This window comes from Myxococcota bacterium, assembly GCA_041389495.1.
Taxonomy (GTDB): Bacteria; Myxococcota_A; UBA9160; order UBA9160; family UBA4427; genus JAWKRT01.
The window spans coordinates 1,117,685-1,132,739 of sequence record JAWKRT010000002.1; the positions used below are offsets into that span (position 1 = coordinate 1,117,685).

The 15,055-nt window shown below is 73.1% G+C and carries 11 protein-coding genes; 6 read left to right on the forward strand and 5 right to left on the reverse strand.

What is annotated here, in order from left to right; genetic code table 11:
• Positions 1 to 13: 13 nt before the first annotated feature.
• Together R3E88_15625 and R3E88_15630 are read right to left on the reverse strand one after the other, a co-directional pair.
• Positions 14 to 847, reverse strand: a complete 834-nt coding sequence (locus tag R3E88_15625) for an HDOD domain-containing protein (GenBank protein ID MEZ4217915.1) — start codon at positions 845 to 847, stop codon at positions 14 to 16.
• A gap of 8 nt (positions 848 to 855) precedes the next feature.
• Positions 856 to 2,718 (reverse strand): ATPase, T2SS/T4P/T4SS family, encoded by a 1,863-nt coding sequence (locus R3E88_15630; protein MEZ4217916.1) that lies wholly within the window; start codon positions 2,716 to 2,718, stop codon positions 856 to 858.
• Between the two features lie 203 nt (positions 2,719 to 2,921).
• On the opposite strand from R3E88_15630, the gene R3E88_15635 reads away from it, so the two are divergent.
• From R3E88_15635 to R3E88_15650, 4 genes are all read left to right on the forward strand, one after another.
• Positions 2,922 to 3,872, forward strand: coding sequence for a TIGR03619 family F420-dependent LLM class oxidoreductase (locus R3E88_15635; GenBank protein MEZ4217917.1), 951 nt, complete (start codon positions 2,922 to 2,924; stop codon positions 3,870 to 3,872).
• Positions 3,873 to 3,936: 64 nt separating this feature from the next.
• A complete protein-coding gene (locus R3E88_15640; protein ID MEZ4217918.1) occupies positions 3,937 to 4,416 on the forward strand; it encodes a nuclear transport factor 2 family protein in 480 nt (159 codons plus the stop codon).
• 73 nt (positions 4,417 to 4,489) lie between these two features.
• Positions 4,490 to 5,449: a TIGR03619 family F420-dependent LLM class oxidoreductase gene (locus R3E88_15645; protein MEZ4217919.1), complete on the forward strand. Its 960-nt coding sequence runs from the start codon at positions 4,490 to 4,492 to the stop codon at positions 5,447 to 5,449.
• 214 nt (positions 5,450 to 5,663) lie between these two features.
• Positions 5,664 to 8,915, forward strand: a complete 3,252-nt coding sequence (locus R3E88_15650; GenBank protein MEZ4217920.1) for a thrombospondin type 3 repeat-containing protein — start codon at positions 5,664 to 5,666, stop codon at positions 8,913 to 8,915.
• Between the two features lie 63 nt (positions 8,916 to 8,978).
• On the opposite strand, the gene R3E88_15655 is transcribed toward R3E88_15650, so the two are convergent.
• A complete protein-coding gene (locus R3E88_15655) occupies positions 8,979 to 9,560 on the reverse strand; it encodes a hypothetical protein (protein ID MEZ4217921.1) in 582 nt (193 codons plus the stop codon).
• Between the two features lie 48 nt (positions 9,561 to 9,608).
• Positions 9,609 to 10,565, reverse strand: a complete 957-nt coding sequence (locus R3E88_15660) for a calcium/sodium antiporter (protein ID MEZ4217922.1) — start codon at positions 10,563 to 10,565, stop codon at positions 9,609 to 9,611.
• Between the two features lie 260 nt (positions 10,566 to 10,825).
• On the opposite strand from R3E88_15660, the gene ald reads away from it, so the two are divergent.
• On the forward strand, positions 10,826 to 11,944 hold the full coding sequence (gene ald / locus R3E88_15665) for an alanine dehydrogenase (GenBank protein MEZ4217923.1): 1,119 nt from the start codon (positions 10,826 to 10,828) through the stop codon (positions 11,942 to 11,944).
• 202 nt (positions 11,945 to 12,146) lie between these two features.
• Here the strand turns inward: ald and R3E88_15670 are convergent, their stop codons facing one another.
• Positions 12,147 to 13,469 carry an amidohydrolase family protein gene (locus R3E88_15670; protein ID MEZ4217924.1) on the reverse strand — a complete coding sequence of 441 codons (1,323 nt, stop codon included), beginning with the start codon at positions 13,467 to 13,469 and terminating at the stop codon, positions 12,147 to 12,149.
• A gap of 369 nt (positions 13,470 to 13,838) precedes the next feature.
• On the opposite strand from R3E88_15670, the gene R3E88_15675 reads away from it, so the two are divergent.
• Entirely contained in the window at positions 13,839 to 15,017 is a 1,179-nt protein-coding gene (locus R3E88_15675) for a cytochrome P450 (protein MEZ4217925.1), read from the forward strand.
• The last annotated feature ends 38 nt before the right edge of the window (positions 15,018 to 15,055 follow it).

Below are 15,055 nucleotides of genomic sequence, written 5' to 3' on the forward strand. Positions count from 1 at the left end.
TCGCGCGGCACGACTAGCGAGCGAGCTCGTCCGCGTCCTCGAGCTGCACCTCGAGCTCGGCGAGCACGAGCTCGGGAATGCGGAGCGCCTGGGCCTCCGCCGAATTCGCGAGCACGAGGTCGGGGCAGGGGTCGAGCCCCATCCCGAGCGCGTTGCAGGCCTGGTCGACGACGCGCACGACGAGCAGCAGGAGGTCGGACTCGTCGAAGTCGTCGTCGTGGTGGTGGCGGACGATGCGGACGTAGTCGTCCGGCAGGCCCCACGCGCGCAGGAGCGTCTCGCCGTGCTCGGTGTGGAGCGCGCGGATCGCCTCGCGGATGAAGTCCTCGGTCGGCTGGAAGCGCGCGTCGGCGCGCTTCAGGTCGTCGATGACGATCAGCACGAGCAGCTTGCCGACGTCGTGGAGCAGGCCGGCGAGCGCCGCCTGCGCTTCGATCTCCGGGATCTCGATGCGCTTCGCGAGCCAGGAGGAGCCGAGCGCGCAGCCGAGCGCGTGGCGCCACAGCTCCTGGCTCATCTTCTGCAGCTTCGCGTCGTGCACGCGATAGGCCTTCTTCTGCGCGACGACGGCGGCGAGCTCCGAGCAGCGCTTCGCCCCGAGGCGCATCACGGCGTCGCGGATGGTCAGGACCTTCTCGAGCCCGCCGTAGAACGACGAGTTCGCGACGCGCAGGAGCGCGCCCGAGAGTCCGGGGTCGCGCGCGACGACGCGCTCGAGCTCGCCGATGTCGAACGCGCCGGAGGAGATCATGCGCTGGATCTCGACGGCGTTCGCGTCGAAGACGGGAATCCGCGCGCGGCCGGACTCGATCGCTTCGCGCACGATGTCGGTGAGGGAGCGGGACACGGAGCCTCCTATGCGCCGACCAGGCGCCGCAGCTCCGAGAGCGGCCGCGGCCGGTCGAGCCGCGGGAGCATGCGGACGATCTCGGCGATCGTCGTGCGCCCCGCGGCGGCCTTCGCGATGCCGTCCTCGAGCAGGCTCACGAGCCCGCTCGACTCGCGGCTGATGGTGCGGATCTGGTGCGACGTCTGGCGCATCAGGATCGCGTCGCGCACGGCGGCGTCGAGCACGAGCAGCTCGAAGACCGCGATGCGCCCCTTGTAGCCCGTGTGCCGGCACGCCTCGCAGCCGGCGCCGACGCGGAAGTCGCCGCCCGCGAGCGCGTCCTTCGCGTAGCCGAGGCGTCGCACGTCGGCCGGCGTCGGCACGTAGGGCTGCGAGCAGCCGTCGCAGATCTTCCGCAGCAGGCGCTGCGCGAGCACGCTCACGACCGTCGACGACACGAGGAACGCCTCGATGTCCATGTTGAGCAGGCGCAGCAGGCCCCCGATCGTGTCCTCGGTGTGGAAGGTCGTGAGCACCTTGTGGCCGGTGAGCGCGGCCTGGATCGCGACCTCCGCCGAGAACGTGTCGCGGATCTCGCCGATCACGATCACGTCCGGATCCTGGCGCACGATGTGGCGGAGGGTCTCCTCGTACGAGAGGTCGATCGCCGGGTTGATCGAGCACTGCGCGATGCCGTCGATCACGTACTCGACCGGGTCCTCGGCGGTGATGATGCTCGTCTCCTCGTTGCGGATCTCGTCGATGCAGCTGTAGAGCGTCGTCGTCTTGCCGGAGCCGGTCGGGCCGGTCACGAGGAGCACGCCGCTCGGGAGCTCGAGCGCCCCTTCCCGGAAGCGCTCGAGCATGCGCGGGCCCATCCCGAGATCCTGCAGCGTGACGAGCCGGCGATCGTGATTGAGCAGGCGCAGCACGATCTTCTCGCCGTGCACCGTGACGTACATCGAGACGCGCATGTCGAGGTGGTGACGGCCCGTGTCGAACATGAAGCGGCCGCCCTGGTGGCGGCGGCGCTCCGTGATGTCGGCGTTGCAGAGCACCTTGATGCGGCTCGCGAGCGGGCTCGCCATCGAGAGCGGGAAGTCGCGGTACGGCACGAGCACGCCGTCCTCGCGGAAGCGCACGTGGATGCGATCGCTGCGCGGCTCGACGTGCACGTCGCTCGCGCCGCGCTCCACCGCCGACTGCAGCAGCTCGTCGACGACGCGGACGACGGCGGACTCCTCGACGCGCAGCGGCCCGTGCTCCTCGCGCACGCCGCCGAGGTTCGCGAGCGCTTCGCGAATGGCGCTGCGGCGCGCGATCGCGGGGACCACGTTGCCCTTGCCGTAGATCTCCTCGGCCGCGCGCAGCATGCGCTTCGAGGTCGGGTCGTAGAAGGCGACGACGACGCCGCCGTCGACGCGGCGCATCGGGACGATGTCGTGTTCCTGGCACCACTTGATGGGGAAGCGCGGGAGGTCCTCGCGCCGGATGCGCGCGGGGTCGGGCTCCTCGCGCGGCACGCCGAGGTGGAGCGACAGCACGTCGACGAGCGTCGACTCGTCGATGAAGCCGTGGTCGACGAGCACCTCGCCGAGGCGCTGCTTCTCGTCCGTGGCGCCCTGCTGGAGCTCGAGGGCCTGGGCGAGCTCGTCCTGCGTGAGGTGGCCGAGCTCGACGAGCAGCTCGCCGAGCCGGATCTCCGTGCGCCGCTTGCGCAGCACGTCGCGCACCGTCTCGAGCTCGATGGCGAAGAGCTCGCGCAGCACGTCGGCCATCGGCCGCTTCGTCGCGAGCTTCGCGTGGACGCGCTCCGCGTAGCGGAGCTGCGCGCGATCGATCACGCCTTCGTCGAGCAGCAGGCGCGCGATCGCACTCGGTTCGGGCATCGTCGGCCTCTCCATCGACGAAGGGTCGTCCGGAGCGGCGGCACGACGCGCGCAGCGGCCCGGGCAAGCGGCCTCGGCCGCTCGCGCTTCATCGGCTCCGAGCGCACTCGCGCTGGAGACGGGGAAGCCCCTGCGCGCAGTGGGGTCTCCTCCCGAGGCGCGCGGTCGGAAGCGCTGGCGTGCGCGGGGGCCGAGGGCGTATCGTGCGCGGCCGCTCGCTCGTCGAGCGGCGCGTCGAGAGGGAGGTGCGGATGCGGTTCTGGCTGTCGCTCGTGAACGTTCCCGAGGTGGAGCAGTACGTCGAGATCGCGCGCTTCGCCGAGGAGGTCGGCTTCCACGGCATCACGATCGCCGACCACCTCGTGATGCCCATGAAGCACGACAGCCGGTATCTCTACACGCCCGACGGCCGCACGTGGTGGCCCGACGACCTCCCGTGGGCCGACCCGTGGGTCACGCTCGCGGCGATCGCGACGGCGACGACGCGGCTCGAGCTGGCGACCAACATCTACCTGCTCGGCCTGCGCGACCCGTTCACCGCCGCGAAGGCGATCTCGACGGCGGCCGTGCTCTCGGGCGACCGCATCCGCTGCGGCATCGGCTCGGGCTGGATCCGCGAGGAGTACGACATCGTCGGCGTCGACTTCGACGACCGCGGCGCGCGCATCGACGAGATGATCGCGGTGATGCGAAAGCTGTGGACGGGCGAGACGGTCTCGCACCAGGGCGAGCGCTTCGCGTTCCAGGACGCGCTGATGGCGCCCGCCCCGCCGCGTCGCCACGTCCCGATCCTCGTCGGCGGCTCGAGCCGGCCGGCGCTGCGCCGCGCCGCGCGCAACGACGGCTGGTTCGGCGTCCCGCAGCCGAAGGACGCGCTGCTCGCGACGATCCGCGAGCTGCACGCCCTGCGCGAGGAGCAGGGCTGCGCGGATCGGCCCTTCGAGATCGTCTTCAGCCTGATGGGCTTCCTCAAGCCCGACCTCGCGCGCGAGCTCGAGTCGCTCGGCGCGGGCGACACGGGGACGCTCCCGTGGATGCAGACGCCGTGGGGCAACATGCCGTGGCTCCACGACGGCGAGGATCCGTCGAAGCTCGACGTGAAGAAGAAGGCGATGGAACGCTATGCCGAGGACGTGATCCGCCGCGTCGGCTAGGCGCGCCGGAGTCGCGCGGACGAAGCCGGCGACGACACGCCGCGAACGAAGCGGAAGGGAACCGATGGACGCCGCGACCGAGAAGCGCCTCCTCGACCAGCTCGAGGTCGAGGAGATCAAGACGCTCAAGTACCGCTACATGCGCTTCATGATGCTGGGCGAGGTCGAAGCCATGCGCGAGCTGCTCACGCCCGACGTGAAGGCGGAGTACTCCGACGGCAAGTACAGCTACGACGGCGTCGAGTCCGTGCTCGAGTTCCTGCGCGGCACGCACGCGGAGGGCTCGGGGCTGCGCTCGATCTGGCAGCTCGGCCACCCCGAGATCGAGATCCACGCCGACGGCCGCGCCACCGGCGTCTGGTTCTTCACGCACAAGACGATCCACAAGCCGTCGGGCACGAACATCGAGATGGCCTCGTTCTATCGCGACGAGTACGTGAAGCAGGACGGACGCTGGCGCATCCGGTACACGGGCTACCGCCGCGTGCTCGAGCAGCACTGGAGCAACAAGGATCTCCCGAGCGCGAAGATCGACGTCGGCTGAGCCGCGTCCGCGACGCGCGCGCACCCGCCCACGACCGCCGCGCCGCGCGGCGCGGACCCCGACAGGAGCCCCCATGACGAGCCCGCTTCCCGCGACTCCCGCGCTCTCGATGCACCTCGGCAACTTCGCGGCGACCGACCCCGGCGTCGGCGGCTTCCAGCCGCTGCTCGATCGCGCGCGCCTGCTCGACGAGTGCGGCATCGATCGCCTGATCGTCTCGGACCACGTCGTGTACGGCGAGGATCTCGAGGCCTACGGAAATCCGGCCGTCGGCGGCATCGCGGGCGGGCGCCAGCCGACGGACTCCGACGGGCTCTGGCTCGAGCCGCTCACGACGCTCGCGGTCGTGGCGGGCGTGACGAAGCGCGCGCGTCTGCAGACGGGCATCCTGATCGCCGCGCTCCGCCGGCCCGTCGTGCTCGCGAAGGTGGCGTCGACGCTCGACGTGCTCTCGTGCGGACGGCTCGACCTCGGCGTCGGCGTCGGGTGGCAGCGCGAGGAGTACGAGGCCGCGGGGCTCGGCTTCGAGGGGCGCGGCCGGCTGCTCGATCACACGCTCGAGGTCTGCCAGCTGCTGTGGCGCGAGCCGCGCGCCGCCTACGCGGCACCCGAGCTCGCGTTCGAGAAGATCCACATGATGCCGAAGCCCGTGCAGCCGGGCGGCGTGCCCATCTGGGTGAGCGGCCGGCTCAACAAGATGGTGCTGCGGCGCATCGCGCGCTTCGGGAGCGGCTGGATTCCGTGGGGCGACGACGCGATCGAGCCGGCGAAGGGGCTCGCGCTCGTGCGCGAGGCGCTGGCCGAGGCGGGACGCGATGCGACCGGCTTCCAGACGACGCTGACGCTGCGCATCCACAAGGACGCGAGCAAGCGCGTCGACGTCGCGCGCACGCTCGAGCCCGTGGCCGCGCTCGCCGCCCAGGGCATCACCGACTTCCAGCTGACGCAGCTCCCGGTGCCGGGCGACGAGGGCGCTGCGCGCGACCTGCTCGGCGAGGTCGTCGAGCGCTTCCGCAAGGCGGTGGGGCGCTAGGCGCGGCGAGCACCCGCTCCGCCTCTCCGCGCGTGACACATCCGCGCCTCGCGTGGTACTCCCAACCTGGCAAGGGCCGCCCGGCGGGCGGCTCCGACGAAGGGCCGCCCCTGCCGGGTGGCCCGGCGCGGGCCTCGCGCCGCCGGCCGCCGCGGGCTCGTCCCGGTCGCGCGCCGACGACGCCTCCCGCGCGCGACCGCCGGGAGGAATGCTCGTGCGCGCCCCGCTGCTCCGACCGCCGCCGTCGCGGCACGTTCCGCCTTCTCCGTCGCCGCGCCCGTTCGCCGCGCTCTTCGTCCCGCTCGTCCTGTCCCTCGTCGCCGCGTCCGCCGCGCTCGCGCAGACGTCCTTCGTCGCGTTCGAGAGCGGGCACGTGCGGCCCGTCGCGCTGTCGCCGGACGGGAGCCTCGTCTTCGCGGTGAACACGCCCGACAACCGGCTCGAGGTGTTCGCGAACACCGGGGGCAGCCTGACGCGCATCGACTCGGTGCCGGTCGGCATGGAGCCGGTCGCGGTCGCCGCGCGCACGAACACCGAAGTCTGGGTGGTGAACCACCTCTCGGACAGCGTGAGCATCGTCGACCTGTCGACGACGCCCGCGCGCGTCGTGCGCACGCTGCTCGTCGGCGACGAGCCGCGCGACATCGTCTTCGCGGGCGCCGCGTTCGACCGCGCGTTCATCACGACCGCCCATCGCGGCCAGCACCGCACCGACGCGTCGATCGCGGGCGTCGCCGGTGCGGGCGATCCGCAGCTGACGACGCCGGGCGTCGGGCGCGCGGACGTCTGGGTCTTCGACGCGACGAGCCTCGGCGCGACCGTCGGCGGAACTCCGGTCGAGATCCTCTCGTTCTTCGCGGACACGCCGCGCGCGCTCGCGGCGACGCCCGACGGCAGCACCGTCTACGTCGCCGCCTTCCAGTCCGGAAACGAGACGACGGTGATCAACGAGACGATGGTGCCCGACGGCTTCGCGGGCGCGGGGCCGAGCGGCGCCGCGCCGGGCGGCGTGCCCGGCCCCGACGACAACGCGGCCGGCGCGGCCGCGCCCGAGACGGGCGTCATCGTGCGCTACGACGGCTCGGCCTGGCGCGACACGCTCGGCCGCGACTGGAGCGGCCTCGTCGCCTTCGACCTCCCCGACCACGACGTCTTCTCGATCGACGCCGACACGCTCGCGCCGGCCTCGGTGCAGGAGTTCGATCACGTCGGCACGACGCTCTTCAACATGGCCGTGAACCCGGTCACCGGGAAGGTCTACGTCACGAACACGGAGTCGCGGAACGAGGTGCTGTTCGAGGGGCCGGGCGTGCACGGCGGCTCCACCGTGCAGGGCCACCTCTCCGAGTCGCGCATCAGCGTGCTCGACCCGCTCGGGCCGAGCGTCGACCCGCAGCACCTGAACCAGCACATCGACTACGGCCAGCGGCACACGGACGCGGGCGCGAACCACGCCGCGATCGACGCGCAGATCGCGCACAGCCTCGCGACGCCGACGCAGATCCTCGTGTCGAGCGACGGCAGCACGGTGTACGTCGCGGCCCTCGGCTCGAACCGCATCGGCGTCTTCGCGGCCGCCGCGATCGAGGACCCGTCGTTCGAGGCGAACTTCGACCCGACGATCGCGAGCGCGGGCTACATCGCGACGGGCGGCGGGCCGAGCGGCATGGCGCTCGACGAGACGAACGACCGGCTGTTCGTGCTCGCGCGCTTCGACAACGCGCTCCAGGTGATCGACACGGGCACGGGCGCCATCGTCGAGACGCACGCGCTCCCGAATCCCGAGCCGGCGTCGATCACGGACGGCCGCCGGTTCCTGTACGACGCGACGCTCACGTCGGGCAACGGCGAGGCGTCGTGCGCGAGCTGCCACACGTTCGGCGACATGGACCAGCTCGGGTGGAACCTCGGCGACCCGGACGCCGCGGTCTCGACCAACAACCAGCCGGGCGCGGTTCCGCTGCTGCCGACGGGTGCGACCTTCCATCCCATGAAGGGCCCGATGACGACGCAGACCCTGCGCGGCCTCGCGACGCACGGCGGCATGCACTGGCGGGGCGACCGCGTCGACGGCTTCTTCGGGACCGACCCGTGCAACCAGAACCCGAACCTGACGGCGCCCTGCGACGAGGATCTCTCGTTCCGCAACTTCATCGTCGCGTTCGAGGGGCTCGTCGGGAAGCACGGCACCATCACCGCCGGCGAGATGCAGCAGTTCTCGGACTTCATGCTGCAGGTCGTGCTGCCGCCGAACCCGGTGCGCGCGCTCGACAACTCGCTCACCGCGACGCAGCAGACGGGCGCCAACCTGTTCGGCTCGTTCGAGCAGGCGCCGGGCAACACCCCGCCGAACTCCGACACGATCGCGACCTGCCAGGGCTGCCACAACCTGAACCCGGCGCTCGGCTTCTTCGGCTCGGGCGGCGAGCAGAGCTTCGAGGCGGAGCCGCAGTTCTTCAAGGTCGCGCACATGCGCAACCTCTATGCGAAGGTCGGCATGTTCGGTCTCTCGACCGGCAGCACCTTCATGGGCGACCAGATCCGCGGCTTCGGCTTCCTGCACGACGGCAGCGTCGACACCGTCGACCACTTCCTCGAGGCGCCCGTCTTCAGCCTGAACAACACGCAGGAGTCCCAGCTCGAGGCCTATGCGCTCGCCTTCCCGTCCGACCTCGCGCCCGTCGTCGGGCAGCAGGTGACGCTCACGGCGACCAACGCCGGCGTCGCCGGGCCGCGCATCGACCTGCTCGAGGCGCGCGCGGGCACGTCCTTCTCGTCGCTCGTGCTGGGCGGTGCGGTGACCGAGTGCGACGTCGTGGCGAAGGGCGCCGTCGGCGGTGTGCCGCGCGGCTTCGCGCGCGAGGCGAGCGGCGACTACCGCGACGACACGGGGGCACTCCTCACGTCCGCCGCGCTGCGCGCGCTGGTCGCCGCGAACGGCCCCATCACCTACACGTGCGCGCCGCCCGGGTCGGGCACGCGCATGGGCATCGACCGCGACGAGGACGGCGCGTTCGACGGCGTCGACAACTGCGTCGACGTCGCGAACCCGACGCAGAGCGACGCGGATACGAACGGGATCGGCGACGCCTGCGACGCGGCGACCAACGACACCGACGGCGACGGCGTCTTCGACGCGGTGGACAACTGCTCGTCGACGCCGAACCCGCTCCAGGAGGACTTCGACGGCGACCTGCTCGGCGACGCCTGCGATGCGGACGACGACGGCGACGGCCTGTCCGACGTCGACGAGGCCACCTGGGGCACGAGCCCGCTCGACCCCGACAGCGACGACGACGGCATCGACGACGGAACCGAGGTGGCGAACGGCTGGGACCCGCTCGACCCGAACGACCCGCCGCAGCACGCGGCGCCCGCGCTTCCGGCCTGGGCGGTCGGCGCGGGTGCGATCGGCGTGCTGGGGCTCGCGCGGCGCGCGCGCCGCCGAGGAGCGCGGCGCGCCTAGCGTGCGCGCGCTTCGCGGGCCCGCACGCCCCGCGACGCGCGCCCGGCGCTCCGGGCCGCGCGCCTAGCGCACCTCGATCGCATAGCGTCGCAGCGGCATGTGCGAGTGCTCGTGCGTCTCGACCTCGATCACGTAGCGCCCGGGCACGAGCTCGGGCGCGAAGAGCTCGATCGTCGCCTCGCCGTCCGCGCCGGCGTCCGCACCCGGCGCGACGCGCACCTCGCGCCACTGCGGCTCGATGCCGTCGCCGAGCAGCCGCGCGCGCGCGGGCGGAGCGCCCGGCGGCGGCGTCGGGAGCGCGACGCGGACGGCGAAGGTCGTGCGCTCCGCCACGCGCGCGGCGTCGAGGGCGAGCGTCTCGCCGCTGCGGACGAGCGGTGCGGGGCCCGGCGGCGCGGGCTCGCGAGCGTCGTCGGGCGCGCTCTCTCTCTCGCCTCGCGCGGCCGCATCGGCTTCCCGCGCGGCGGTGGTCGGCGAATCCCCGCCGCTCGGCGCTCCTTCGGGCGGCGGCGCGGCGACCGGCCGCGTCGCGACCCAGAGCGCGATCGCCGCCATCGCCGCGGCCGTTCCGAGCGCGAGGCCCCAGCCCCGCCCGCCGCGCGCGGCGTCGCTCGTCCGCTCGCCGTCGTTCCGCTCGTCGCTCATCGCGCCTCCCGTGTCGCGTCGCGCGGGCCCTCCGCGCGGCCGCGCGCGCTAGAGGAGTCGGTAGCCGAGATAGCCGGCGTAGGCCGCCAGGAGCGCGACCGCCTCGCCGCGGATGATGCGGTGCCCCTGGCTGAGCGACACGCCGAGCAGCACCAGCGAGAAGAGCACGACCGCGACGAGGTCGGTGACGCCGCCGGGCGGCAGCGGCACGGTCGCGACGGTCGACGTCAGGCCGAGCACGAACAGCAGGTTGAAGATGTTCGAGCCGACGACGTTCGCGACCGCGAGGTCGGTGTGGCCGCGCCAGGTGGCCATCACGCTCGCGGTCAGCTCGGGCAGGCTCGTGCCGACCGCCACGAGCGTGAAGCCGATCACGTCGTCGGAGATGCCGAGCGCGCTCGCGACGCCCGTCGCGCCCTCGACGGTCGTCGCGCCGCCGGCCGCGAGCCCGACGAGCCCGCCGACCGTCTGCGCGATCGCGCGCGGCATGCGCACGGCGGCGGCGCGCTCCGGGTCCGCGTGCGCGTCGCCGCGCGCGGCGAGGTCGCCGAGCGTGTAGTAGGCGAACACGCAGAAGAGCAGGAGGAGGACGAGACCGTCGGCGCGATCGAAGGCGTCGGGGCGGCCGCCCGCGAGCAGCGCGTCGGCGCCGACGCACAGCGCGACGAGCGATGCGAGCAGCATCATCGGCACCTCGCGCCGGATGATCACGTCGTGGATCGCGAGCGGGCTCACGAGCGCGGCGGCGCCGACGATCAGCCCGATGTTCGCGAGGTTCGAGCCGACGATGCTGCCGAACGCGAGCGACGTCGAGCCGTGCAGCGCGGCCGTCAGGTTCACCGCGAGCTCGGGCGCCGACGTGCCGAACGCGACCACGGTGAGGCCGACGGCGACCGGCGGAACGCCGAGCCGCGTCGCGAGCGCCGACGCCCCGCGCACGACGGCGTCGCCGCCGCCGACGAGCAGGGCGAGACCGAGCGCGGTCACGAGCAGGTCGACGAGCACGGAGCGGCTCCGATCGGTCCGTGGGGCGCGGCGCGCGACGGGCCGGTTTGGGTCGGACGGGCTTCGGGAGTAGCCTCGCGACGGCTTCGATGGCCTTCGGGCCGGGTATCGAATCGAGGATCGGCCCGCTCCGCAAGCTTTCGGCTCCACCCGCGCGCGCGTTCGCCGCTAACGAGGGCCGCCGCCGGGGGCATCGCGGGCGCATCGCCGCGCGCGCGACGCCGCGAGAGGACGCATCGGGGAGGCGTGAGGGCATGTCCGTGCGCGTCGGGGTTCCGCGAGAGGTCAAGGTGCGCGAGTACCGCGTCGGACTCGTTCCGGCGGGTGTGCGCGAGGTCGTCGCGGCCGGGGGCTCCGTCGTCGTCGAGGCGGGTGCGGGCGCGGGCGTCGGCATCGACGACGCCGAGTTCGAAGCGGCGGGCGCGCGCATCGCTCCCGATGCCGACGCCGTGTTCGCCGAGTCCGACCTGATCGTCAAGGTGAAGGAGCCGCAGCTCGAGGAGTGCCGCCGGCTGCGCCCGCACCACACGCTCTTCGCGTTCCTCCACCTCGCCGCCGACCCGGCGCAGGCGCGCGCGCTGTGCGCGTCGGGCGCCACCGCGATCGCCTTCGAGACCGTGACCGCGCCCGACGGCTCGCTGCCGCTCCTCACGCCGATGAGCGAGGTCGCCGGCCGGATGTCCGTGCAGGTCGGCGCGCACTGTCTCGAGAAGGAGAACGGCGGGCGCGGCGTGCTGCTCGGGGGCGTTCCGGGTGTCGAGCCCGCGCGCGTCGTCGTGCTCGGCGGCGGGGTCGCGGGCACGAACGCGGCCGAGATGGCCATCGGGCTCGGCGCGCACGTGACGGTCGTCGACCTCTCGCTGGCCCGCCTGCGCGCGCTGGCCGCGCGCTTCGGCGCCCGCATCTCGACGGCGCGCTCGTCGCGCGAGACGGTCGACGCGCTCGTGCGCGGCGCGGACCTCGCGATCGGCTCCGTGCTCGTGCCCGGTGCAGCGGCGCCGAAGCTCGTGTCGCGCGAGACGGTCGCCGCGATGCCGGCCGGCGCGGTCGTCGTCGACATCGCCATCGACCAGGGCGGCTGCTTCGCGACGAGCCGGCCGACCACGCACGACGCGCCCACGTTCGTCGAGCACGGCGTCGTGCACTACTGCGTGACGAACATGCCGGGCGCCGTGCCGCGGACCTCCACGTTCGCGCTCGCGAACGCGACGCTGCCGTACGTGCTGAAGCTCGTGGAGTCGGGCACGGAGGGCGCGGTCGCGGCCGACGGCGGCCTCGCCGCGGGCGTCAACGTGCGCGCCGGGGCCGTCGTGCACCCGGTCGTGGCGAAGGCGCTCGCGGCGCAGAGCGCCGCGAGCGGGGTGACGCGCGCCGCCTAGCGTCCGGGCGCGGGACGCCGGCGGCGCGGCTCGGTCAGACGCCGATCCAGACGAGGGCGAACACCTCTGCGAGCATGCCCACCACCGCCAGTGCGAGGAACCGCTCGAGCAGGTCCTCCGCGCGATCGTGCTTCGACATGGCCTTCCTTCCTTCTTTCGCCTGCGCGCGGAGCGGGGCGCCCGACTCCGCGCGGAGGTCCGCCTAGCGCGCCGACGCGGCGCCGAGCGCGTCGCGCTCGAAGACGCCGTCCTTCAGGACCGCGAGGATGCGCGCGCGGTCGCCGAGGACCGCGATGTCCGCGAGCGGGTCGCCGTCGACGACGACGAGGTCGGCGAGCCGCCCCGCCGCGACCACGCCGAGCTCGTCGCCCATCCCCATGGCGCGCGCGCCGTTCACCGTCGCCCACCGGATCACGTCGAGCGGGTCGACGCCGAGCTCCTTCACGTAGAGCACGAGCTCGGCCGCGTAGTCGCCATGCGGCAGCAGCGGCGTCCCGAAGTCGTCACCGACGACCATCGGAACGCCCGCTGCTGCCGCGGCCGGGATGGCTTCGCGCGTGTACTCGTAGTCGCGGCGGACGGCCGCGATGCGCGCGCGGACCTGCGCGGGCGTCTCGCGGAAGCCCTCGCTGATCGGGAGCACCTGCGCGTCGTGGTCCCAGCTCTCCGCGAGCTCGAGGAAGCGCTTCGACCACAGCATGCTCGGTACGACCACCGAGCCCGCGTCGAGGATCGCGTCGATGCACTCCTGGTCGAGCATGTCGGCGTGGTCGATGATGTCGACGCCGGCGAGCGCGCACTCGAGGATCGACGTGCGCGACGGCGCGTGCGCGCGCGTCTTGCGGCCGCGTTTGTGCACCTCGTCGACCGCCGCCCGCAGCTCCTCGCGCGACGGGTACATGTAGTCGACCGCCGGCGACGAGCCGTGGCCCGGCCCGGCGGCGATCTTGAGCACGTCGACGCCGCGTCCGACCTCTTCGCGCGCGGCGAACCGCCAGCCGTCCGCGCCGTTCGCGGCGCGCGTCAGGCCCGTGCAGCCGAGCTCCATGAAGAAGTTGCGGTTGTTCGGGTAGTCCGAGGCCTCGCCCGTCACGACGATCTCGCGCGAGCCCGCGAGGTAGCGGGGCCCGGGGATCAGCCCCATCAGGATCGCCTCCTTGAGGCTCACGTCGATCGCGAACGCGTTGCTCGACCCGATCGCGCTCGTGAAGCCGCAGTCGAGCGACGTCTTCGCGTTCACGGCCGCGAGCATCGAGAGGTAGGGCGGGGCGGCCTCGAGCCCGAGCGCCGGCGCCGTGACACCGTCGCCGAACGCGCCGAAGTGCGAGTGGAAGTGGCACTGCACCATGCCGGGCATCAGCGTCCGGCCGGCGAGCGCGACGACGCGGTCGTCGGGCCGGGTCGCGACCCGGCCGTCGTCGCCGACCTCGGCGATGCGGTTGCCGTCGACGACCACCGTCTGCGCGGGGCGCGCGGGGTGCAGGCCGTCGATCAGGTTGGCGCCGGTGAAGACCGTACGTGCCACGACTCGAGCTCCTCTTCGAGGCGAGCCCGCTCCGAGGCCCGCGCTCCTTCGCGACGACCGACCGTGCAACGCACTGTTGCACCCGGCCCTCCCATGTTCCCGAGGAGCAATCGACGTGCCAGCGGCTGCGCGTCGCAACGGGCCGCCTAACGCGCTCCCGCGTGCGCGGACTGCGCGATGCGCGTGTCTCGGCGTCTCGCTGTGGGGCAGTGCGCTGCGACGACGCGACGCACCGCGCGCGCGCGTGCGCCGCGGCGCACGGGTGAGGTCGCGCTCGCGCCGGCCGGGGATGGCACGCCGTCTGCACACGCATGCGTGCGTCGCAGGAACGCGCTTCGGCGCCGTCCGGGTCAGGAGAGCGAGACAGGCATGGTCGACTACCACCCGTACTCGGACGCCATCAAGGACGACCCCTACCCGGTGTATCGCCGGATGCGCGACGAGCGGCCCGCCCTCTACCTCGAGGAGTACGACTGCTGGTTCCTGTCGCGGTTCGAGGACATCTGGTCCGTCAACTCGCGCTACCGCGCGCTCGACTCGTCGCGCGGCACGACGCCCGGCCAGCTGCTGATCGGCACCGAGGCGGTGAACCCGGCGCTCACGTCGATGGACCCGCCCGCGCACTCGAAGTACCGCGGCCTGATCAGCCCGGCGTTCAAGCCGAACGCGGTGAAGGCGCTCGAGCCGGTGGTGCGCGAGCGCGCGCGCTCGCTCGCGCGCGGACTGCGCGAGACGGGCGGGATCGACGTCGTGCGCGACTTCGCCGCGCAGGTCGCGATCCGCGTCGTGTGCGAGCTCGGCGGGACGCGCTTCGAGGACAAGGACCGCATGCTCGCGTGGTCGAACGCGATCATGGAGCGCGAGGACGGCCACCGCGGCATCACCGACGCCGGCCACCAGGCCGCGCGCGAGATGTTCTCGTACTACTTCGAGTACGTGAAGGAGATGCGCGCACAGCCCCATCGGTGGAAGGGGCTGCTCGGCGTGCTGCTCGGCACCGACCTCGACGGCGGCATGTCGGACGCGACGATCGCCTCGTACCTGTGCCTCGCGCTGATCGGGGGCACCGACACGTTCCCCAAGGCGTTCGCGAGCCTCGTCTGCCGGCTGCGCGAGAGCCCGGATCAACGCCGCGTGCTCGCTGCCGACGCCGCCGCCATTCCCGACGCGTTCGAGGAGGCGCTGCGGCACACCACGCCGACGCAGATGCTCGGCCGCACCCTCGCGCAGGAGATCGAGCTCCACGGCGAGACGCTCCGGCCCGGGCAGAAGGTGATGTTCCTGTTCGCGTCGGCCGGCCGCGACGAGCGCGAGTTCCCGGAGCCCGACCGCTTCGACATCGCACGCAGGCGCGAGCGCACGATCGCGTTCGGGCACGGCCCGCACGTCTGCCTGGGCATGCACACGGCGCGGCTCGAGGCGCGCATCGCGCTCGAGGAGCTGCTCGCCGTCGCGCCGGAGTACGAGCTCGATCTCGCGCGCGCCGAGCGGCTGCGCACCGAGTTCGTCCAGGGGTTCACGAGCCTTCCGCTGGTCGCACGAGGCTGAGGCCGGGCGGGGGCGTCACACGTCCGGGCCATCGATGG

Coding starts and splice junctions, on each gene's coding strand:
- R3E88_15675 (MEZ4217925.1), top strand. CDS start 13,839: ATGGTCGACTACCACCCGTACTCGGACGCCATCAAGGACGACCCCTAC.
- R3E88_15640 (MEZ4217918.1), top strand. CDS start 3,937: ATGGACGCCGCGACCGAGAAGCGCCTCCTCGACCAGCTCGAGGTCGAG.
- R3E88_15630 (MEZ4217916.1), bottom strand. CDS start 2,718: ATGCCCGAACCGAGTGCGATCGCGCGCCTGCTGCTCGACGAAGGCGTG.
- R3E88_15645 (MEZ4217919.1), top strand. CDS start 4,490: ATGACGAGCCCGCTTCCCGCGACTCCCGCGCTCTCGATGCACCTCGGC.
- R3E88_15655 (MEZ4217921.1), bottom strand. CDS start 9,560: ATGAGCGACGAGCGGAACGACGGCGAGCGGACGAGCGACGCCGCGCGC.